This window comes from Arthrobacter sp. SRS-W-1-2016 (assembly GCF_002009585.1).
Classification (GTDB): Bacteria; Actinomycetota; Actinomycetes; order Actinomycetales; family Micrococcaceae; genus Arthrobacter; species Arthrobacter bambusae_A.
This window is the reverse complement of record NZ_MTPV01000028.1, coordinates 23,690-43,902: the sequence shown is the minus strand read 5'-3', so window position 1 is coordinate 43,902 and position 20,213 is coordinate 23,690. Positions and strand designations below refer to the sequence as shown.

Genomic DNA, 20,213 nt, shown 5'->3' with positions numbered 1-20,213 from the left:
TAGTGACCATCCAAGCCATCGCGGCAAGCAGCGGAGTCCAGCCTGGAACCACCGCAGCCGGAACCGCCGCGTCCGCGCCCGCGCAGTCCATGGACTCGAACATGTTCATGTCCCTGCTGGTGACACAACTGAAGAACCAGGATCCGAGCTCACCCATGGATACCAACCAGATGATGAGCCAGACCGTCCAGCTGTCCATGATGGAAAAAATGACGGAACTCACCGCCGACGCCAAGGAGAGCTTTTCGCTCCAGATGCGCAGCGCTGCGGCACAGGTCATCGGCCACAACGTCAGCTACGCTCTCCCGGACGGGACGAAGGGCTCCGGCGTCGCGAGCTCTGTTTCCTTCGCTGCCGGAACCCCCACGGTGGCGGTCGGGGGAGTGAACGTTCCGCTCGATTCCATCAGCGGGATGACGGCCGCAACGTCGCCCACACCGGCTCCTTCGCCCACCGCCTGACGCTCCATAAGACTCCCCGAACCACCCGAAGAAAGGCAACACCATGCTTCGTTCGCTGTACTCCGGAATTTCCGGCCTCCGTGCCCACCAGGCCATGCTGGACGTCACGGGAAACAACATCGCCAACGTGAACACCGCCGGCTTCAAGGCTTCCTCCACCCAGTTCCAGGACACGCTTTCCCAGATGACGCAGGGCGCCGGCGCCCCGCAGACTGAAACCGGTGGCACCAACCCCGCCCAGATCGGCCTGGGCGTGCGCGTGGCGGGAATCAGCACCAACTTCAGCCAGGGCTCGTCGCAGAGCACCGGGCGCGCCACCGACATGATGATCTCCGGCGACGGGTTCTTCATCACCAGCAAGGCCGGCCAGCAGCTCTACACGCGCGCCGGCGCCTTCGACATGGACGCGGCCGGCCGGCTCGTGAGTCCCGACGGCGGCATCCTGCAGGGCTGGTCCGCCGCCAACGGCGTCGTGAACCAGGGCGGTCCCATCGGCCCCATCGCCCTCTCGCCCAACACCACCTCGGCGGCGGTCGCCACCACCAAGGCCTCGCTTGACGGAAACCTGCCGTCCGACGCGGCCGTGGGGACCAGCGTGGAGCGCCAAGTCAAGGTCTACGACGCCGACGGCGCTTCCCGCAGCTTGACGCTCACGTTCAGCCGCTCTGCGGGCGGTTGGGATGTGGCCGGGGCAGACGCCAACGGCGCCGCAGGCAACACCACCCTCACGTTCGCGAACGGTGCGCTGACCTCGGGCGGTGCCATGACCGTCGGCGGCATCACGGTGGACATGTCTACTGTGACCGGCTTTGCCTCCATGAGCACGCTCACGGTCGGCAGCCAGAACGGATCCGAGGCAGGAAAGCTGGAGTCCTTCACCCTGGGCGGCGACGGCTCACTCATCGGCTCGTTCAGCAATGGTGCCAAGCAGGTGTTGGCACAGGTGGCCCTTGCCCGCTTCACCAACCCCGGAGGCCTTGAAAAAGCCGGTAGCTCGACTTACGTGGCTACCGCCAACTCGGGCGCGGCCCAGTTGGGTGCCCCGGGCGCCGCGGGACTCGGTACCCTGACTGCCGGGGCCCTCGAAATGTCCAACGTGGACCTCTCCCAGGAATTCACCAACCTGATCGTGGCCCAGCGCGGCTTCCAGGCCAACGCCCGCATCATCACCACCTCGGATGAGGTTCTCCAGGAGCTGACGAACCTTAAGCACTAGTGATGCTGCCCTTTAAAAGCAAGGTGGCCGGCATCCTTGGACGCCGGCCACCCTTCGGGCGATTACCGCATATTTAGAGTCCTGCGACCCCGTTCGGAGTGCCGACGCCTGTGGGCCCGTCCCATCCGGTGCCGGAGAGGCACCACTGGCTCGTGGAGCAAGTGCCCGTCGAACCCGAGGCGACGTCATTGAAGTGCCCCGAGTTTGTGTAGGGGAGGGAGTTGGCCAGTGCCGAGGAGCTGCCGGTGTTCCCGGAGAGCGCATACATGGCCGCGATCAGGGGCGAGGAGAGGCTAGTGCCTCCGTACTGGGCCCATGACGAGGTGGTGCTGCTGCTCGGTGCGTACACTGCCAAGCCGGTCTGCGGATCTGCGACGGCGGACACGTCCGCTGAGGCGCGCTTGCTGCAGCCGGTGCCGAAGGTGGCAGCCGCCGGCAACGCGGCGTTGACACTTGAGCATCCCGATCCAGAGCCGGACCAGGCAGATTCGCCCCACCCGCGTGAACTGGAGTTCTTGACCAACGAGGTGCCTCCCACCGCGGTGACGTAGCTCGAGGAAGCAGGATAGGACGAGCCGGTGTACCCGTTGTCACCGGTTGACGCTGTCACGGCGATGCCCGGGTGGTTGTAGTACGCACCGTAGCTGGAGTCCGCCGAATCCCCGCCGCCGTAGCTGTTGGAGATGGCCGCGACGCCTGGCTGCTTGGCAGCCGTCGATACGGCTGTACCAAGATTGGTGAGGCTGGCTGTTGTCGCCTGTACCACCAGGATTTTGCAGTCCGGGCACGCTGCCGAGATGGCGTCGACGTCGAGGGAGGTCTCGTCAGCCCACCCGGAATTGAACCTGGGGAGCTTGTTCCCGCCGTTTTGGTCCATGATCGTGAGGCAGCCGTTGCTGACCGTGCATGCCGGAAGGCCGAACTGTGAGCGGTAAACGCCGAGATCGCGTTCAAGGTTCGGATAGCCGTAGGCATCCACGACGGCGACCGTTCGGCCGCCGGACTGGAGGCCGGTGATGTTGTAAGCGCTCTGTATATCCGCAGGGGTCTTGCCGGTGGCGGGTGGCGTGCTCGAAGCAGGCTTGGCTTGTCCTCCATGCGCTTGGCCCGCGTTCGTTGAATCATCGACGTACTTGAGCGCAAAACACGAGGCAGAGCCGGCTGGGACATCGGCGCAGGCCTTCTCCGCATGCCAATTGGCGGACGGAGATGGTTGGGCAACTGCCGCCGGCGCTGTTGCTGAGACCGCACCCAGCAACAGCAACAACGCCCCGGAAACGCTAAGAATCTTCTTCACGAATTCTCCCTGAGGATCAAATGAGACCCGGGTTGACAGAATAGTCAACTCGCGTGACAAGCTTCGCACCAAACGTCACTATTGTCACCCATGTCACATCCACCTCCGCGGTCCCATGCGCCACGGCGATGCGGAGGTGCACCGTTGGGTTACCGGCACTTGCAGTACCCGTTTCAGCAGGCACGGCCAAAGCCCCGACGGAGAGGTTCACGGGAGACGTCTACCTCAACCCCCTCCACAACGGCGAGGCGCCGTCGCGTCTCGGGGCGGCGACGGGTCCGCTTCACCCCCGGCGCCCGCACCAACTGGCATTCCCACCCCTTTGGCCAGACCCGAACACTGGCACGGCGGCGGAACACGTGACAACATGATGTGCCACGTGGCCTTGGTGGAGCACGACAACGGAATGAGCGCCACGTGGATCGAGCCCGTCAGCGACCCGGACTACCAAGCCGCGCACGCCAACCTCAACCAACAGTCCGCCTCCACCCGCGTCACGTGAGGCAAATTTCTGGCAATGCGACTCCGCTGAAACCCCGGAATCCCGGGCTCGCGGTGGATGAGAGGGAACAAGAACCTGCTCCGCGTGACGCCGTGACAGACCCCGCCACACACCGAGGTCCCGCTCCGCGCTCTTACAGCAAACTTGCAGCTTCTGTCCGGTTCCCGTGCCGTATTCCAGTTCTATCCTGAGGGGATGGAGCAGAACACGGAGTCTGGGAGTGGCGATCGGGCAGACTCGCGGGAACACCGCGGGTCCCGCTTCAGGGTCAGCCGGCGTGGATTCCTCACCGGGGCGGGGATGGCAGGCGCGGGAATAGTCGCCGGACTCGGCATCGCGAGGACGGGCGTGTTGCCCGGCGGAACGGCCCCGGTCAGCGCGGCGACACCGACGCCGGCAGCGTCACCGACGCCGTCGGCGGGCAGCACAGCTTCCGCTCCGGCGATCCGTAGCTTCGTCTCAACCGCTTTGACCGCTGCCCGCGTTGCCAGCTGGGCCACCGGACCCACCGGCGCGGGCCTGCTGTTCGTGGGACCGATGGGCCATGGCTCGAACGGGCTGATCATGGACAACCATGGGGAACCGATATGGATGGAACCGACCGGCTCCGGCGTGACGGACCTTCGCGTGCAAGCCTTCGAAGGCCAGCCGGTACTGACTTATTGGACGGGAATCGGAACCGGCGGACACGGCGCGGGGAAGGGCGTCCTCAAGGACGTCCACTATCGCACCGTGGCCGAGGTCAACACAGGCAACGGGATGCAAGCGGATCTGCACGAGTTCACCATCACCCCCGCCGGGACGGCATTGATGATCTCCTACCCGACCGTCCAGCATGACCTGACATCAGTGGGCGGTCCAGCGCAGGGCTACATGTTTGATTGCCATGTCCAGGAAGTCGCCATCCGTTCCGGCAAGGTCCTCTTCGATTGGACGGCCTCGGACCATATCGACCTGACTGAGTCCCATTTGCGCCCGTCCGACAACCCCAAGGCCGACGGCTCCGATGCCACGAAAGCGTTCGATCCGTTCCATCTCAATTCCGTGGACGAGAGCGGGGACGCACTCCTGGTTTCGTCCCGCCACACGCACACCGCCTATTTGATCGGCCGTCCCGACGGGAAGATCCGTTGGCGTCTGGGCGGGAAGCGCAGCGACTTCTCGATGACCCCTGAATCGGTCTTCGCTTGGCAACATGATGTTCGGCGCCGGCCCAACGGCATCATCAGCATGTTCGACAACCACTACAACCAGGGCACCACCGGAACGTCGCGCGGGTTGCTCCTCGCCGTCGACGAAAAGGCTCGCACCGCCGTGGTGAAGCAGGAGTTCAGCCGGGGCGGCCACCGGGGCGACGCCGAAGGGAACCTGCAGTTCCTCGATAACGGGCATGTCCTGGTCGGCTGGGGCGCAGATCCGGCCGCCACCGAATTCACTCCCGATGGGAAAGCGGTATTCGAGGCGACCGGACTGGGTGACGCCTCCTACCGCACCTACCGCTCGCCGTGGACAGGCCGGCCGGACACCGTCCCCGACTTGGCCGCGGCTCCGGGCAACGGGTCCACGATGCAGCTCTACACGAGCTGGAATGGCGCAACCGAGGTCGCCAAGTGGAGGTTCCTGACCGGAGCCGGCTCCGGGCCGCTGTCCGAAGCAGTGACGGTTCCGCGTCGCGGCTTTGAAACCTCGACGGCGGTGGCCGCCGCGCCGAGGGCCGCCGTCGAGGCCTTGGACAAGTCCGGCAACGTTTTGGCGAGGTCGACGGTCATCGCAACCGCCTGAGATCGCAACGGCCTGAGTCTGTCGGGACGCGTTACGGCAGCAGGTGTTCGTGCGCTGCTGCCTCCACCTCCTCCGCTTCTGCCGTGGCCAGGCGGGTCTCTGCGTCGACGTCGATGCGCCGCGTCATCAGCCAGTACAGCCCGGCAGAGACGGGGAGTCCGATGAACAGCGAGATATCGGCGCCGTCGAGGGCGTGGGCTATGAATCCGACGAAGAGCTTGCCGGCAGAGAAGAAGGGGATCATCACCACAAAGCCGACCAGGTAGGAGATGATGCCGGGCCAGCCCCAGCGTCCGTAGATCCCGTCAGGCTTGAAGATCTCCGCGATGGCATAGTGGCCCTTGCGGACAATGAAGTAGTCGGTCAGGTTGACGGCAGTCCACGGGATGAAGAAGTAGAGCACCAACAGCAGGAAGTCGTTGAAGTTGGCGAGGAAGTCGGCCGAAGCAAGGTTTGCCAGGACCACGGAAATCAGGGCGGTGATGGAGATCGTGATGATCCGGATCCTCAGCGTCGGCCGGATCTGCCGCACGCTGTCGATGGACGAAATCAGGGTCAGCGAACCGCCGTACATGTTCAAAGCCGTCACGGACAGCAGGCCCAGGGCGGCGACGAACAAGGCGATTCCACCGAACCCGCCGAAGAGCTGGTCGGCGGTGGATTTGATCGAGCCGATGGTTTCGAAGTTCTCCCCGGCCGCAGCGCCGATGTACGCGCCCAGGAACATCACCCAGATACCGCCGAGTGCGCTGCCCCAGAACGTCCACCGGAAGGTGCCCCGTCCGCTTGCCGGCGGAAGGTAGCGGGAGTAGTCCGAGACGTAGATGGCCCAGGAGATCTGGTAGCCGGCCGCGACACCCAGCTGGCCCAGGAACGGCACCAAGTGGAAGTCAGCCAGGTTGTATGCGCCGGCAGGCATGACCAGTTTGACGGCTGCAATGGTGAGCAGCGCCAGCATGACAATGGTCAAGTACGTGAGGTATCGCTCAAAGGCGTGGATGAGGTCGTAGCCGAACAGGGCGACGACGACGGCGAGAATGGTGACCACCCAGAACCACAAGTTTTGGGAACCGAAGTTGACCGATTCCGAGATGGCTTGGCCGGCCAGGATGGTGTTGAAGATGTTGAAGCCAGCGTACTGAAGATAGGCAAAGAGCCACACCAGCAGGGCGCCGATATACCCGAATTGAGGCCGGGACTGGATCATCTGCGGCAAGCCGAGCTGCGGGCCCTGCGAAGAGTGCGCCGCCATGAAAAGCGTGCCGACAAGCACGCCGATGGCGATCGCGAGCAGGGACCAGATCAGGTTGCCGCCGGTGGTAATGCTGATCAATCCCACCGCCAAGGTGGCGATCTGGGCGTTGCTGACGAACCACAGCGGTCCGATGTGGGAGACCTTGCCGTGCCGCTCGTTCAAGGGAACATAGTCGATCGAGCGGACCTCCAGCCCTCGGCCTGCTCCTTTGTCCGTTGTAGTGCTCATCGCGTTTCTCCTTCGGAGCATCGTGCATCTTGACTTTGGTTTAGCACAGAGTGGGGCGGCCTAGAAGAGGTCGCGGGATTACCAGGGGAGCCGGTGGTGCCGCCACGTAGGGAACTGGTCCCGCGCTGCTTGGACGGCATCCGGTGAAAGGTCAAGCGTCGCGAAGGCCGGCTCCGTGCCGAGGCCATGCAGGACAATGCCCAGGGGATCAATGAGCATGCTGTAGCCGATGGACACCGGAGGAGTCTGGGAGACCGCCGCCACGTACACCCCGTTCTCGATGGCCCGGGCTTTGGCCAGGGTTGCCCATTGCTCCGTCTTGGCCGTGCCGGGAACCCAAGAGGAACAGACGAGGAGCACCTCGGCGCCGGCGTCGGCGAGGATGCGCGCCAACTCGGGGAAGCGGAGGTCGTAGCAGGTCATCAATCCGAAGGTCATGCCGCCGCAGGAAAAAGTGACGGGCACGGGCTCCTGCGCCGGTTTGATGTAGTCCGATTCGCGGAAGCCTTGGCAGTCGAACAGATGGATCTTCCGGTAGCTGGCAAGGCGGGAACCGTCCGGACCGATCGCCACCAAGGTGTTGAACGCCCGGTCCGGCTCACCGGACGCTTCGGGCTCACCGGACGCTTCCAGGAGGCCCGCGACGACGGCGATCCCGTCACGTGCCGCCGTCGCGTAGAGTCGTGCGGCCACCGGGCCGTCAAGGGGTTCGGCCATGTCCACGAAGCTCCGGTCCACCCGGCTTTTCTCGTATGTTGAGTACTCCGGGAACACCACGAGTTCAGAGCCCTCGTTGGCTGCCCGTGCGCAGTAATCCGCGATGAGGTCGAGGTTACGGCTGACGTCCGTGCCGGAATCGATCTGGGCTAGGGTGATGCGCACGCACTCCTCATTTCTCCCTATGTGCTGTGACCCTGGAAACACTGTGGCCAGTCTTCACACCAGTGCGGGTTCTTTTTCCTCCATCACCATCTCCGGCGGCGCCTTCCGGAACCCCTTGGTGATGATGCCCAGCACCACGACGCCGACGCAGAGCCAGATCAGGCCCAGCGTGATGGCATTCGAATCGAGCTGGGAGAGCAGGAACCCGTCGATGATGGCTCCCACCGCCGGCATGACCACATAGAACAATACGCTGAGCCGGTGGCCCGAGCGACGTTGGCGCAGGTAGTAGGCAATGACCGAGACGTTGACGAGGGTGAAGGCGGTGAAGGCGCCGAAGTTGATGAACGACGTCGAGGTGGCGACATCCAGGAACATGGCGATGAGTCCCACAGCGCCGGTGATGACGAGGTTGAATACCGGCGTGTGGAAGGACTTGTTCAGCGCCCCGAAGATCTTCTTCGGCAGGACGGAGTCCCGGCCCATGGCGTAGAGCAGTCGTGAGGCGCTGGCCTGTGCCGCGAGTCCGGAGGCAAACTGGGACACCACGAGGCCCGCCAGGAAAACGGCGCCGAAGAACTGCCCGCCGATCTTCAGGGCAATGTCAGACGCCGCCGACGCCGAATCGTCGAACACCCCGCCGGGATGGATCAGCTGGGTCGTGTAGGACACGACCACGAAGATCGCGCCGCCGATGAGTGCCACGAGCATGATCGCCTTCGGCACGGTCTTCTTTGGCTCGATGGTCTCCTCGGTGAGGGTGGACACGGCGTCGAAGCCGAGGAACGAGTACGCGGCGATGGCGGCGCCGGCCGTGATCTTGTCGAAGCTCGACGTGTCGTTGAAGAACGGAGCGGTGCTGACCAGGGCGCTCGCGCCGGAGGTCGAGACCAAGGTTCCAACCGACAAGGCCACGAAAAGGACTATCACCAGAAGCTGAAATGCCATCAGGAGGTAGTTGGCCTTGTCAGCCACCTTGACGCCAACCACGTTGAGCAGCGTGGTGATCGCGATGAATGCGACAATCCAGACCCCGATGGGAATGTCCGGGAACTGCGCCGTGAGGTAGGAGCCCCCGATGAGCCAGATGACCATCGGCAGGAACAGGTAGTCCAGCAGGACGGCCCAACCGGCCAGGAAGCCGATCCGGGAGTCGATGGAGCGCCTGATATAGGTGTACGCGGAGCCGGCCACCGGATAGGCAACCGCCATGCGGCCGTAGCTTTGTGCGGTGAAGAGCATGGCGACCATGGCCACCAGATAGGCCGACGGGGATGCTCCGCCGGTGGTTTCTGCGATCACACCGAAGATCGCCAGCACGATGAGCGGGGTCAGGTAAGCGAGGCCGAACAGGACCAGCGAGGGCAGTTTCAGGGCGCGCGTGAGGCTCGGTTGTGTTGTCACCGGTGGTTCCTTAGGAGTTGGAGGACCGCGGGGTCCACGTGGTCGGGTCGATGCGGCCTTGGTAGACGGGCAGGTCAATGGGCGGCTCGCCGGGGCGGAATTGGGACCAGGGACGGTTGAGGTTTTCGGTCCCGTGCGTGCGGACATGCTCGACGGCGGAGAGGTCCAGTTCCGCGGCGAGAAGGGTTGGGGCGTCGTCGTCGGCCTCGGCTATCGTGTTTCCCTCGGGGTCGACGATCAGGCTGAGTCCTGTGCCGGTGGGGCCCGCGCAGTTGACGCTGACCATGAAGACCTGGTTCACAATCGCGTTTGCCTTGGCGAGGACGAGTTCCTGCTTGCGGTCCGGCGTCGTGGTTTTGACGACGTTGAGGATGACTTCGGCGCCCATCCACGCCAGCTGGCGGGTCACCTCGGGGAACCAGGCGTCGTAGCAAATGTTCAGGCCCACCCGGCCGATCCCTTCCAGGTCGACGGTCGTGAACCGGTCGCCGGGGTCGTAGGGCTCAAAGGGGCGCCAAGGGAAGATCTTGCGGTAGTACCCGGCAAGGTCGCCTTCCGGGGAAAGGACCAACTGGGTGTTGAACAATTGTCCCTCGGGTCCGCGCTCGCAGACGCTGCCCGGAACCAGCCAGATCCCCAGGTCCGCGGCGAGCTGCCGTAGCTCGCTGACGCTGGGACCGTCAAGCGGCTCGGCCGAGTCCTGCAGCACTTCCGTGCGCTGCAGGTCCGGGTTGGAATCCCCGAAAAGGTGCAGTTCCGGGAAGACCACGAGCTTGCTTTGCGGTTGGATCGCGACGGCGGCCGCGACCTCGTCCGCGAAGGCCTGGATCGGCTCGCCGATCAGTCGGGGTGCCGCTTGGGCGGCGATGAGGGGAAGGATGCGTTGCACTGGTTTCTCCACGTTGTCGTTGTGACTCGCCTCATATTAGATCATAATGATCAAATAAAAGGAAGGTGGATTTTGCCACGTAAAGTAGCGGATATGACCCGTCAGCTCGAGGACGCCACCGGCGACTCTCCCATCGATGCTGCTCCTTTGCTCGGTATCGACCGCCGGAGCGCCATCGACGCCGTGCGGTTGCGGATCGGCATGGCCATATCCTTGGGGCTGCTTCAGCCGGGGGAGAGGCTGCCCGACCAGCAAGACGTCGCGCTGGGCCTGTCGGTCAGTCCGATCACCGCGCGGAGGGCCCTGGCCAGTCTGGCTGACCAGGGCGTCGTTGTCCGCCGTCGAGGGCGCGGCGGCGGAACCTTTGTCGCTGATGAGCCGCCGCAGAAGGTGCTTGAGCAGCTCGCTGCTTCGCCCGCGGAATCCCTTGCCGTGAACCGGCTGGTGGACCGCCGGCTGCTGTTCGAATGCGCGGTCACCCACTTCGCCGCAGTCAATGCCACAACGGCCCAACTGGACGAGCTGGAGCGGCTTACCCGGGAAATGGCCGGATCAAGCAATTGGTCCGAATACCACCAGGCCGACGAGCGGTTTCACAGGTTGGTCGCGGCGTCGTCGGGCCTTGGAGCGGCGGTCGACGTCTACAACGAGGCGTTGGCGGAACTCTATGCCTACTTCATCCCGTACCCTATCGAGTTCCTCCACGAATCCAACCGGGACCACATTGCGCTCGTCAACGCCCTGCGGGACGGCGACGATCGCGCGGCCGTGGAGGTATCGCGGCGGCACGTGGACGTGTTGCACAAGACGATGTTCATGGGCCTGGCCGGCGGCGATGGCCGCAAAATGGGGTAAACGACGGCGCTTGCCTTATCGTCCGGGATCTCGGACTAATCCTGGACGCCTTTCCGTGATCGGTATCACTTGGCGTGCTCTGATTGATTCTCAGTTGGGGACATCGGACTTCGGTTGTCAAAGTGAGGATTAGGCATGCAGGCCACAGGAAAAACGGGATCGGGCGGGCCACGCGTTGAGCGTCGTTCCATCGACTTTGTCCCGGAAAATGAACGCCATGGTTCGCCGGGCCAGCAGTTCACGCTCTGGTTCGGGGCGAACATGCAGATCACGGCCATTGTCGACGGCGCCTTGGCCGTACTGTTCGGCGCCGATGCGCTGTGGGCGATCATCGGCCTCCTGGTCGGAAACCTCTTGGGTGGCGCGGTCATGGCGCTCCATGCGGCCCAGGGGCCGAAGCTGGGCTTGCCGCAGATGATTTCCAGCCGTGCGCAGTTCGGGATCTTCGGGGCGGTGATTCCCTTGGTGCTCGTGGTCGTGATGTACCTCGGCTTCGCAGCGACCGGAACGGTCCTCTCAGGACAAGCAATCGGCCTCATCCTCCACACGGACACCCCGGCGGTGGGCATGGTGGTCTTCGGGGTGCTGACCATCGTCGTGGCGACCCTGGGCTACAAGTACATCCACATGTTGGGCCGCATTGCGACCGTCGTGGGTGTCCTCGGCTTCACCTACCTGGGCATCAGGTTGTTGACCAGCCAGGACGTCGGCGCACTCCTAGGTGCCGGCGGCTTCGAGTTCCCCACCTTCCTGCTCGCCATCTCGCTGGGGGCCGGATGGCAGCTGACCTACGGCCCGTACGTGGCCGACTACTCCCGGTACCTGCCGTCCAAAACACCGGCACGCAAGACCTTCATGTCGGCGTACCTCGGCACGGTGATTGGGTCCCAGTGGTCCATGACCCTGGGAGCGCTCTTCGCCGCCCTCGCATTGCCCAAGGGGGCACGGTTCCTGGACGGCCAGGTCGCTTTCCTCGGGAACCTGAGTGGTGGCGGACTGGTCGCGGTGGTCATCTACCTGGTGATCGTGATCGGAAAACTTACCGTCAACACGCTGAACGCTTACGGCGGCTACATGACCATGCTCACCTCGGTCACGGCGTTCACCCGCAAGTCCGCAGTAGCTTCATGGACCCGGTTTGCCTACGTGATCGGCTTTATCGGGCTCTCGGTGCTCATCGCCGTCCTTGCTTCCCCGGATTTCATCGCCAACTTCAAGAACTTCGTCCTTCTCCTGCTGATGGTCTTCATCCCGTGGAGCTCCATTAATCTGGTGGACTACTACCTGGTTTCCAAGGAGAAGGTGGACATTCCGGCTCTGTACGACCTGAACGGGCGCTACGGGCGCTGGAACAAGACCGCGCTGCTCAGCTACGCGATCGGTATCGTCGTCCAGATCCCGTTCCTGGCGCAAAGCCTCTATACGGGACCGATGACCGACCTTCTGGGCGGGGCCGACATCTCCTGGCTCGTAGGCCTCGTGGTCACCGCAATCGTGTTCTATCCGCTGGCCAAGAGGAACTCCAACGCTCCGGCCGAGATGGTCTACCCGACGGAACCCGACTCGGAGGCAGAAGCTCCGCTAGCCGGTTCCGTGGCGAACGCCGCGTCAGTTTAGTCTCTGCCCCCTCCGACGCTCGCTCACCTTTGGGGTGTTTTCGGCGGACGCTCGCTCACCTGAGGTGAGCGGGCGTCCTTTCTTTTGGCCGTATATGTGAGCGGGCGTCCCGACGCCAAGGAGGGAACGACGTCGGGATCAGGCTTGGGTGCCTAGCCTGCGGGAGATCTCCCTGGCGCACCGGGTCACTTCCGGAATCCACTCCCTGGCGACGTCTTCGATGCGGACCGCCCGTTCCTCTGGCGTCTCGGCGTCCTTTGCCCTGTGCCTCGTGCTCCCGCCGGGGAATGCCCGGTTCGACACCGTCAATGTCACGCTGGCCACGGGATAGCGTTGCCGGTCGAGGACGGCGACGGCCACTGAGGAAAATCCCGCTGTGACCTCGTCCTGCTCCCAGGCGTATCCGAGCGACCGTGCCCGCGCCAAGAGATCCTGCAGCGCTGGCAAGGATTGCGGGCCGTTGCTGTGGCGCTCCGCGAAGGCCTCCGGTCCTGGGAAAAGCGCGGCCACCTGCGCGGGGTCCATTTGGGCCATCATCGCCCGGCCGCTCGCCGTGAGATGGGCGGGAAGGCGCACTCCTGTGTCGGTGACCAAGGGGCTTTGCCGCGGGGCCCGCTCCTCGATCACGTAGACGACGTCCCGCCCGTGCATCACGGCAAGGTGTGCAGTCCGGCGGGTCCGGGCGACGAGCCGGGACAGGGGGAACCGGGCGATCCGCTGAATGGGAGCCTGCCGCGAATACCCGGTCCCCAACTCATGGGCGGTCACCCCCAAGGCATACTTCCGCTCCTCGGGAAGGTGGACCAGGAAGCCGTCGTCGATCAATGAGGCAATGAGCTGATATGTGGTGGACCGAGGCAGGCCAACATCGCGCGCAATGATTGATGCGCTGACCGGGCCGGCCTGGCCGGCGACGTATCTAAGAACCGCCAGCACCTGGGCCGCGGCCGGCGCCTTGGGCCGCACGGAGTGACTGTACATCGTCCCAGAATACGCCTCGGATTGTCCGGTATACCGGACGTTCGACCCGCTAAGACAACCCCGCCAGCCGGGCCCGCGCCGTCTCCGCGGCCCGACGCTCCCGCTCGGCTAGCCGGGCTGCCAGCTTGCGGTTCCGCTCGGCCAGGGTGATCGCCCACTCCGTCTCGGCAAGCTCCTGTTGCAATGCGGCCAGCTTGTCCTTGGCGGCTTTGACGTCGACGGCGAGTTGTTCGCTCCGGCGCACGGCCTCCGATTTTTCGCGCTCGGCCTGGGCGAGTTCCAGGTCGGCCTTGTCCGCGCTGCGCTCTGCTTCCGCGAGTGCGGTTTGCGCCTTCTCGCGTTCGCGCTCCGAGTCGGCGCGAGCCCGCTGTGAGTCTGCCCTCCCGCGTTGCCGCCCGCCGTCGTCGGGCTCTTCTTTGCTCGGGCCCACCACGGGAAGCGCGCCCGCAATCGCCACCGCGCCCGAGAGATCCACGGGTTCCAATCCATTCGTGGCGAGCGAACGCACAAGCTGCCCGCCGCGGAGCGCCGCGGCAGCGCCGGGATCGGTCATGGCGGCCCTCAAGGTTGCCTCGATCTCCATGGCGGCAGCGCCACTGACCTTGACGCCGAGGCCTTCCGCCACTGTCCGGGCCTGCTCGACGGCGGCACCCAGGACGCGGGGGCGCTGTTGGCCGAGAGTGCGGAGACGGTCGTGATCCTGCTGCTCCTGTGCCTCCCCGAGCGATGCCCCCAGCTCCAACACCCCCGCGAATTCCTTGGTGCCGTGCCGGACGAGCATGTTCACCGCCCACGCCGCGGTCGAGGGCTTGGGCAAGTGGGCGATGTGTTTCGCCAGTTCGGCGTCCCCCGCGGACTTGGCTTCCTTGGCCCGCGCTGTGCGGGCTGCCGTGAAGGCCGAGGGAACCAGCGTGTAGAGCTCGACGGCGACCGCGGCCAGTTCCATGGTGGAAGCGGTTGCCGTACTACTCGGCGAGGAACTCGGCCAAGGCGTCGGCCATGACGCTAGGTTCCCAGCCGTGGTTGGCGCCTGGAATGGTGGCCTTTCGGGCGCTGGGGATGTTGGCCACGATGGAGTCGGCCGCTTTCGGCATGATCGGAATGGTTTGCTCGCCGACGATCGCGAGAGTGGGCTGGGTGATGCCGGACCACAATTCAGCGCGAGGCGCGGACTGGGACCACGCGAGGGATTCGGCATCGGCCAAAAGGCTTGGGCCCAATTCGATCATGATGGGCCATCCTGGACTGTTCTTGGCGCCGGCCAGCCACTCCGGCGGCATGTCCTTCATGTAGTACTCGATGGTGCCGGCCTTGTCGCCGGAGTTGACCCGTTCCTGGAGCCCGGCGAAGAATTCAGCCCCGCCGGTGCCGAGTTCTTCGCTCAGCGGAGTCTCCCAGAGCGCGAGCTTCGTGACGGGCAGGCCTGCTGCCGCGGCGGCCAGGGAAATAGAGCCGCCGGAAGAGCTCCCGAAGAGCGCGGCCTGGCCGCCCGCAATATCGATGAGCGTGGCGAGATCGTCGATGTTGTCCTTCAGGGTGAATGACGGAGCCTCGGCGCTTTCCCCTCGGCCGCGCCGGTCGTAGTTCAGCACCGTGAATCCCTTGGCGGCCAGGAGTTTGGCCATTTCCACCGTGTTGGCGTCGAAGCCCCTGAATTGCATCGCACCGCCGACCAGAATCACGGCAGGCCCCTCGCCGTGTTGGTCGTAGCCGATGCGGGTACCGTCTTTCGAGATCGCAAATTCGGACATTCCAGACCCTTCGATGTGGCGGACAGTCGGTCCCTAAACTCTGCGGCCCAGCCACGTGCGGGTCAAGGGGAAGGGCGGTGACAAGGAGTTCTTAAGAGCTTCTTAAGTGCTGCGCGCCAGAGTGGAAGCAGGCCGTACCACGGCCGTCACCCCCGAACCGGAGACACCATGCGATCACACCCCAAGCACAACACTTCCACGGAAGGCCGCCCTTCCGCCGTCGTCCGTCACAGTGTGCCGCTGCTTCCCCAGCCCAGGTACTGGCTTCTGTGGGGCATTGTCCTGGCCGCGGCAGTACTGGCCATTGGCTTCAGCGTTCAGTCTGTTGCGGGCCTGACCACCAGTGAATTCGGTGTGGACCAGGAACTCAGCCGGCATCACGTGGGTGCACTGACTACCGTGGCCATGGCACTGAATTTCCTCTTCGCCCCTGTAGCGGGAGCTTGCATTGTCCTGGTGATCGGCTTGTACCTTCTCCTGGTCCGCAAGTCCTTCGTGCGTGCGGTCATGTTTGTGCTCTTCGCATGTTCGGGCTGGGTTGCCAGCGAGGCATTCAAACTGATCGTTGCCCGCCACCGGCCCAACCCCGCGCTTCTTTTCGACCCCCTGGCTCCGGAGACGGGTTCCAACAGCTTTCCCAGCGGCCATACCGCCTTTGCCGTGGCGCTCGCCTTCGCCCTGTACTTCCTGGTCCGGGGAACCCGGTGGGGAGTCATCACCGCTTGGGCCGGTGCCGTGCTGGCAGTGGTAGTGGCGTGGTCCCGGATCTACATCGGAGTCCATTACCCCAGCGATGTTGTGGCGTCATTCCTGGCCACCAGCGCCGCAGTGATCGTCTTGGCAGGGCTTTGGAACCGGTACTCACCGCGCGTTTTCGCGCGGTTGCCGTTTGGTGCTGGTTCTGAAGCCCGCCCGGAAGCAACCGCGTCGGAAGCCACCGCAACCAACGCACACGGATCCTGAGGAGGACCCCATGCACGTACTTTCTGCCATGCCCGCGTTCCTCGATCCCACCACCCTCCTCCAGGGCATGGGCCCCGCGGCGCTGGGCGTCGTGGCACTGATCGTTTTTATCGAGTCCGGTCTCCTGTTCCCCTTCCTGCCCGGTGACTCGTTGCTCTTCACTACCGGCTTGCTTCACCAGCAATTGCAGCTTGAATTGCCGGTATTGATCGCCGTCGTATCGGCCGCCGCCATCGCCGGAGACCAGATCGGCTACATGCTCGGGCGCAAGTTCGGACGGCGCTGGTTCAAGGACGACGCACGCGTGCTGAAGACCGCCCACCTCGACACGGCCGAAGATTTCTTCAAACGCCGCGGCGGCCCGGCGATCGTCTTGGCCCGCTTTGTCCCCATTGTGCGGACATTCGCGCCGCTGAGTGCAGGCATCGCCCGCTACAACTACAAATCCTTCACACTATGGAACATCGCCGGTGCCGTCATTTGGGCGACCTCCGTGACGCTCCTGGGCTCCTGGCTGGGACACTACGAGTTCGTTGCCAAGAACATTGATGCGATCGCCGTCATCATGGTCCTGATCTCAGTCCTTCCGTGGGGAGTCGAGTTCCTCAAAAAGCGACGCAAGGTCAAAGTGGGGGCCGCAAACGGGCACGCCGGGGAACAATAGACAGCATGACAACAGCTGAGCGGCCGTGCCTCCTCCTGGTCGAAGACGACGCCGCTTTGGGGCCGCTTATCAGCGAACTCCTGGAGCCGGACTTCGCTGTCCACTTGGCTGTGAATGGGGGCGATGGGCTCCACCTCGCGTTGACCCAGGGTTGGGATGCGATGGTCATCGACCGGGGGCTGCCGGTCATGGACGGCATCGCACTGATCAAGGCCATCCGTGCCAAAGGGATTGCCACCCCGATCCTCATCCTGACGGCGCTCGGTGCCACCGATGAGAAGATCCGGGGCCTCGACGCGGGTGCGAACGACTACATGAGCAAGCCGTTCGATGCCATGGAACTTGCCGCCCGCTTGCGTGCCCTCACCAGGACGTACGCCCAGCCGCCCCAGTCCCTGGAAATAGGGGATTGGGAGCTCGACGCCGGTGCACGCTCCATGCGCTCCGTGTACGGTTCAGTCGTTACGCTGACGGCGAAGGAAGCCGGGCTCCTCGAAACCTTGGCGGGCGAACCCGAACGTGTCTTCACCCGTGAAGACCTCATCAACACCTTGTTCCACCCCACGGACCAGCCCGGCGTGATCGACACCTACGTCCACCACTTGCGCCGCAAGATCTCCAAAACGGTGATCCGGACGGTCCACGGCCTCGGATACCAGATCGGCGAGCCCCATGATTGAGGACCATTCCCATGAGTGAGAACCCGGACCAGGCGACGCTCCGCAAAGCGTCGCTCAAGATCGCGGTGCGTATCAGCGCGGCGTGTGCGGTTTTGGTTCTTTGCCTGCTGGCGGCCGCGGCGATCTACCTCTTCAACCAAGCACAGCATCCATCCCTGCCTGGACCAGGCGAATCCGACTCCGTCTACGCGTATCTGGACACCAAGGACCTCCTGAAGGCCATGATCGTTGCCGGGATTGCGGGGATCCTTCTTGCCGGGGCCATCGGCTGGCTCAGCGCTCGGAGTGCCATCAGGTCCCTGGGAGAAGCGTTGGCCTTGCAACGAAGGTTCGTGCAGGACGCCAGCCACGAATTGCGCACACCCCTCGCCATCCTCGACGCACGCGTCCAGCTCGCCCAGCGCGATGCCCCCGCGGACTCCAAAACCGGGGAAGCACTCGCTCGCATCCGCAATGACACCGCGACCCTCACCGGCATCGTCAACGAATTGCTTGTCGCGGCGACAGGCTCGCCGGCGGCTGCCCCCGCAGAGCCGAGCGATCTCGCCAAGGTGGCGCGCGCCGTCGTCGAGAGCCTGCAACAACTCGCAGGGGAGAAAAACGTCCGCGTCATCCTGACGGAAAAGGACCGCCCGTTCGCGCTCATAGACGGCAATGGCTTCCGCCGCGCCCTCCTTGCCCTGGCCGACAACGCGCTGGCGCACACCCCTGCCGGCGGCGAAGTAGGAATTACGACGGCGGTACTCGGCAACCGTGCGGTGGTCACGGTCGCGGATTCCGGGGCCGGGATCAAGGGAGTGGACCAGACCCGGATCTTTGACCGCTTCGTGAGGACACACAGTCCTGAGGGCGCACCTGGGCAGCGCAGCTTCGGAATCGGCTTGGCGTTGGTCCGTGAAATCATCACGGCAGCCCGCGGTGCCGTGGAGGTTGAACGCAGCGGGCCAAAGGGAACGGTCATGAAGATCACGCTGCCGCTTGCTGGGAAAGATACGGCTGCGAAAGACGCCTCTCCGAAAGACACGGCGCCGGGCCCGGCATAGTTTACTCACGCGGCCTGCGGTTTGGCGGGTTGGCCGTATTTGAGCGCTTTGGCGTGGTGCCGTAGCTTGCGTCGGTGGCGCCTGGAATCTGAAGCGACGGTATAGGGCGGATCTGTGCCCTGCATCCCGTCTCCTGGCAGGGGCGGGGCTGTTGATTGGTAGGTATGGCCGGTGGGGGTGCGGATGTCGAGGACGTGCCGTGTTCCGGGGCTGGTTGTTGCTGTCCCGTTTTGCGCTGTCCGGGTTTGTGTTGTCCAGCCGGGGAGTTCTTTGGTGTGGTTGCAGGCTTCGCAGAGTCCTGCCCCGTTGGCCAGGCTGGTGGTGCCGCCGTGGTGCCAGGGGATGATGTGGTCGATGTGCCTGATCGGTGCGTCGCAGTAGGGGGTGCGGCAGGTGTCGTCGCGGGCCTGGATGAAGCGCCGCAGCCCGGCCGGGTACAGCCGGGCACGGGAATCGGCGCCGACCAGTTCGCCGGTTGCGGGGGCGGTGTAGAGGCGCCGGAGCCAGACCTTCAAATCGTGATTTTGGCCGGGACCTGTTTGGCCGTCCTCGGACTGACCTTGTGCGGACGTTCCATGGCCGCTGCTGTCGTTGAGGAGTTTCCGTGCCCAGCCGGCGGGGACGATGCCGTAGCCGCGGAGCCTGGCCGGTTCGGCGTCGCCTTGGAAGAGGGTGCGGTCGGTCATGACAAGCTGGATTTCGACGCCGCCGATTCCTGCGGGGGTGCCGGTGGTGCGTTCGACGAGGGCGTCGGCCATGATCTGTCCCCGGGTGCGGGTCTCCCCGCCGGCGTTGCGGAGGGTGTCGGCGTGCCGGGACAGAGGGCCGCGTGCACGGCCACGCCGTGGGCGACGGGAAGCAGCGCGGTCAGGTAGGTCATGGTGTCCGGTGCCGGGCGGAGGCTGACGTGCCGTTCGGTGGCGGCGTGGCTGGCTCGTTGGGTGACGGTGCGGGGGTCCCGCCGGTAGGCCGCGGCCCGGGGCGCCGCGAGGATCGCCCGATCTCCCATGCCGTCGAAGGTGCCGGTGTCGGCGGCCAGTTCCTCGTCCACGGCGCAGCGGTCTTCGGCGGACAGGCAGGCTGTTTCCTTCACGAGCAGGGTCGCGCGCCATTCGTTCAACCGTCCCGATTCCAAGGCGGCGAGGGTGCGCGGCATTTCGGTGACCAGCGCCTTCGCGAGTCCGAGGAGCCGGGATCCTTTGGCGGGGGACTCCCGCCGGGCCAAAGCCACCTGGGCTGCGACGCCGCGTCCGCGTTCGTCGGCCGGGACACCGGCCGCGGCGTCGGCGCTGCGCTGGACGGCGTCGAACGCCACGGCGATCCTCGCCTGCGCGCCGGCGATGGCCGACTTCAAGTCCTCCAGGCCACGCAACTGGTTGATCAGGTCAGTACTGTCGGCGCCTGGCCGAAGCGATCTCACGGAGTCGATCAGCTCGTGCACGCGGACGCCCGGCACGGCAGCATCCGGACCCGCGCTGCCCGAGGGCGCGCCGGTTCCGATCAGCTGCGTTCCCCGAATACCGGCCATAAGAAAGCCTCGCAGGGACCTACGACATTATTAGCTCGAAGATCGTCTGCCCGCCGAAAATCCCGGAATTCGACGGAATTTTTCGAGAACGGACCTTGCGGGGCCGCCGTCCGGGCTCACCTATGGGGTTTCGCGGTATCGCCGGCTAGCGGACCAGCCTCCTCGGGCTCTGGCGCGCGCTGCCGAAGCGGACGAGAATGGCCACGTGGTTGCCC

At 64.8% G+C, this 20,213-nt stretch carries 18 protein-coding genes and 1 pseudogene; 10 read left to right on the top strand and 9 right to left on the bottom strand.

Annotated features, from left to right (window positions below; genetic code table 11):
• The first annotated feature begins 2 nt into the window (after window positions 1–2).
• A complete protein-coding gene (locus BMF89_RS06940; protein ID WP_078106340.1) occupies window positions 3–461 on the top strand; it encodes a flagellar hook capping FlgD N-terminal domain-containing protein in 459 nt (152 codons plus the stop codon).
• 43 nt (window positions 462–504) lie between these two features.
• On the top strand, window positions 505–1,677 hold the full coding sequence (locus BMF89_RS06935; protein WP_078106339.1) for a flagellar hook protein FlgE: 1,173 nt from the start codon (window positions 505–507) through the stop codon (window positions 1,675–1,677).
• Between the two features lie 73 nt (window positions 1,678–1,750).
• Here the strand turns inward: BMF89_RS06935 and BMF89_RS06930 are convergent, their stop codons facing one another.
• Window positions 1,751–2,974, bottom strand: a complete 1,224-nt coding sequence (locus BMF89_RS06930; RefSeq protein WP_078106338.1) for a hypothetical protein — start codon at window positions 2,972–2,974, stop codon at window positions 1,751–1,753.
• 367 nt (window positions 2,975–3,341) lie between these two features.
• On the opposite strand from BMF89_RS06930, the gene BMF89_RS22585 reads away from it, so the two are divergent.
• Both BMF89_RS22585 and BMF89_RS06920 read left to right on the top strand, forming a co-directional pair.
• A complete protein-coding gene (locus BMF89_RS22585; RefSeq protein WP_290439667.1) occupies window positions 3,342–3,476 on the top strand; it encodes a hypothetical protein in 135 nt (44 codons plus the stop codon).
• 195 nt (window positions 3,477–3,671) lie between these two features.
• Entirely contained in the window at window positions 3,672–5,258 is a 1,587-nt protein-coding gene (locus tag BMF89_RS06920) for an arylsulfotransferase family protein (RefSeq protein WP_078106337.1), read from the top strand.
• 31 nt (window positions 5,259–5,289) lie between these two features.
• On the opposite strand, the gene BMF89_RS06915 is transcribed toward BMF89_RS06920, so the two are convergent.
• The 4 genes from BMF89_RS06915 to BMF89_RS06900 form a co-directional block, all read right to left on the bottom strand.
• A complete protein-coding gene (locus tag BMF89_RS06915; protein ID WP_078106336.1) occupies window positions 5,290–6,741 on the bottom strand; it encodes a cytosine permease in 1,452 nt (483 codons plus the stop codon).
• A 78-nt stretch (window positions 6,742–6,819) separates the two neighbouring features.
• Complete coding sequence (locus BMF89_RS06910) at window positions 6,820–7,623, bottom strand: carbon-nitrogen hydrolase family protein (protein WP_078106335.1); 804 nt, start codon at window positions 7,621–7,623, stop codon at window positions 6,820–6,822.
• A gap of 54 nt (window positions 7,624–7,677) precedes the next feature.
• Window positions 7,678–9,027: an APC family permease gene (locus BMF89_RS06905; protein WP_139359579.1), complete on the bottom strand. Its 1,350-nt coding sequence runs from the start codon at window positions 9,025–9,027 to the stop codon at window positions 7,678–7,680.
• Window positions 9,028–9,037: 10 nt separating this feature from the next.
• Window positions 9,038–9,928: a carbon-nitrogen hydrolase family protein gene (locus tag BMF89_RS06900; RefSeq protein WP_253190736.1), complete on the bottom strand. Its 891-nt coding sequence runs from the start codon at window positions 9,926–9,928 to the stop codon at window positions 9,038–9,040.
• Window positions 9,929–10,009: 81 nt separating this feature from the next.
• Here BMF89_RS06900 and BMF89_RS06895 point away from each other — a divergent pair, with 81 nt between their 5' ends.
• Together BMF89_RS06895 and BMF89_RS06890 are read left to right on the top strand one after the other, a co-directional pair.
• Complete coding sequence (locus BMF89_RS06895; protein ID WP_078106333.1) at window positions 10,010–10,771, top strand: FCD domain-containing protein; 762 nt, start codon at window positions 10,010–10,012, stop codon at window positions 10,769–10,771.
• Between the two features lie 135 nt (window positions 10,772–10,906).
• Window positions 10,907–12,388: a cytosine permease gene (locus BMF89_RS06890; RefSeq protein ID WP_078106332.1), complete on the top strand. Its 1,482-nt coding sequence runs from the start codon at window positions 10,907–10,909 to the stop codon at window positions 12,386–12,388.
• 138 nt (window positions 12,389–12,526) lie between these two features.
• On the opposite strand, the gene BMF89_RS06885 is transcribed toward BMF89_RS06890, so the two are convergent.
• The 3 genes from BMF89_RS06885 to BMF89_RS06875 are packed head-to-tail and all read right to left on the bottom strand — an operon-like array spanning window position 12,527 to window position 15,120.
• Complete coding sequence (locus tag BMF89_RS06885; protein WP_078106331.1) at window positions 12,527–13,369, bottom strand: IclR family transcriptional regulator; 843 nt, start codon at window positions 13,367–13,369, stop codon at window positions 12,527–12,529.
• Between the two features lie 49 nt (window positions 13,370–13,418).
• The gene (locus BMF89_RS06880) at window positions 13,419–14,315 is read right to left on the bottom strand and encodes a hypothetical protein (RefSeq protein ID WP_078106330.1); all 897 of its coding nucleotides are present in this window, start codon (window positions 14,313–14,315) and stop codon (window positions 13,419–13,421) included.
• A gap of 19 nt (window positions 14,316–14,334) precedes the next feature.
• Entirely contained in the window at window positions 14,335–15,120 is a 786-nt protein-coding gene (locus BMF89_RS06875; protein ID WP_078106329.1) for an alpha/beta hydrolase, read from the bottom strand.
• Between the two features lie 168 nt (window positions 15,121–15,288).
• Here BMF89_RS06875 and BMF89_RS06870 point away from each other — a divergent pair, with 168 nt between their 5' ends.
• Genes BMF89_RS06870 through BMF89_RS06855 form a run of 4 tightly spaced genes read left to right on the top strand, consistent with a single transcriptional unit; the run spans window position 15,289 to window position 18,470 of the window.
• Window positions 15,289–16,083, top strand: a complete 795-nt coding sequence (locus tag BMF89_RS06870; protein WP_078106328.1) for a phosphatase PAP2 family protein — start codon at window positions 15,289–15,291, stop codon at window positions 16,081–16,083.
• Window positions 16,084–16,093: 10 nt separating this feature from the next.
• Entirely contained in the window at window positions 16,094–16,747 is a 654-nt protein-coding gene (locus tag BMF89_RS06865) for a VTT domain-containing protein (RefSeq protein WP_078106327.1), read from the top strand.
• Window positions 16,748–16,752: 5 nt separating this feature from the next.
• Entirely contained in the window at window positions 16,753–17,427 is a 675-nt protein-coding gene (locus BMF89_RS06860) for a response regulator transcription factor (protein WP_078106326.1), read from the top strand.
• An 11-nt stretch (window positions 17,428–17,438) separates the two neighbouring features.
• Window positions 17,439–18,470 (top strand): HAMP domain-containing sensor histidine kinase, encoded by a 1,032-nt coding sequence (locus BMF89_RS06855; protein ID WP_078106325.1) that lies wholly within the window; start codon window positions 17,439–17,441, stop codon window positions 18,468–18,470.
• Between the two features lie 5 nt (window positions 18,471–18,475).
• Here the strand turns inward: BMF89_RS06855 and BMF89_RS06850 are convergent.
• Window positions 18,476–19,998: pseudogene (locus tag BMF89_RS06850) on the bottom strand (DUF222 domain-containing protein).
• Window positions 19,999–20,213: the final 215 nt, after the last annotated feature.

Bases quoted from the DNA above. Each gene is read 5' to 3' on its own strand.
- BMF89_RS06935 (WP_078106339.1), top strand. From the start codon at position 505: ATGCTTCGTTCGCTGTACTCCGGAATTTCCGGCCTCCGTGCCCACCAG.
- BMF89_RS22585 (WP_290439667.1), top strand. From the start codon at position 3,342: ATGATGTGCCACGTGGCCTTGGTGGAGCACGACAACGGAATGAGCGCC.
- BMF89_RS06920 (WP_078106337.1), top strand. From the start codon at position 3,672: ATGGAGCAGAACACGGAGTCTGGGAGTGGCGATCGGGCAGACTCGCGG.
- BMF89_RS06915 (WP_078106336.1), bottom strand. From the start codon at position 6,741: ATGAGCACTACAACGGACAAAGGAGCAGGCCGAGGGCTGGAGGTCCGC.
- BMF89_RS06895 (WP_078106333.1), top strand. From the start codon at position 10,010: ATGACCCGTCAGCTCGAGGACGCCACCGGCGACTCTCCCATCGATGCT.
- BMF89_RS06890 (WP_078106332.1), top strand. From the start codon at position 10,907: ATGCAGGCCACAGGAAAAACGGGATCGGGCGGGCCACGCGTTGAGCGT.
- BMF89_RS06885 (WP_078106331.1), bottom strand. From the start codon at position 13,369: ATGTACAGTCACTCCGTGCGGCCCAAGGCGCCGGCCGCGGCCCAGGTG.
- BMF89_RS06880 (WP_078106330.1), bottom strand. From the start codon at position 14,315: ATGGAACTGGCCGCGGTCGCCGTCGAGCTCTACACGCTGGTTCCCTCG.
- BMF89_RS06875 (WP_078106329.1), bottom strand. From the start codon at position 15,120: ATGTCCGAATTTGCGATCTCGAAAGACGGTACCCGCATCGGCTACGAC.
- BMF89_RS06870 (WP_078106328.1), top strand. From the start codon at position 15,289: ATGCGATCACACCCCAAGCACAACACTTCCACGGAAGGCCGCCCTTCC.
- BMF89_RS06865 (WP_078106327.1), top strand. From the start codon at position 16,094: ATGCACGTACTTTCTGCCATGCCCGCGTTCCTCGATCCCACCACCCTC.
- BMF89_RS06860 (WP_078106326.1), top strand. From the start codon at position 16,753: ATGACAACAGCTGAGCGGCCGTGCCTCCTCCTGGTCGAAGACGACGCC.
- BMF89_RS06855 (WP_078106325.1), top strand. From the start codon at position 17,439: ATGAGTGAGAACCCGGACCAGGCGACGCTCCGCAAAGCGTCGCTCAAG.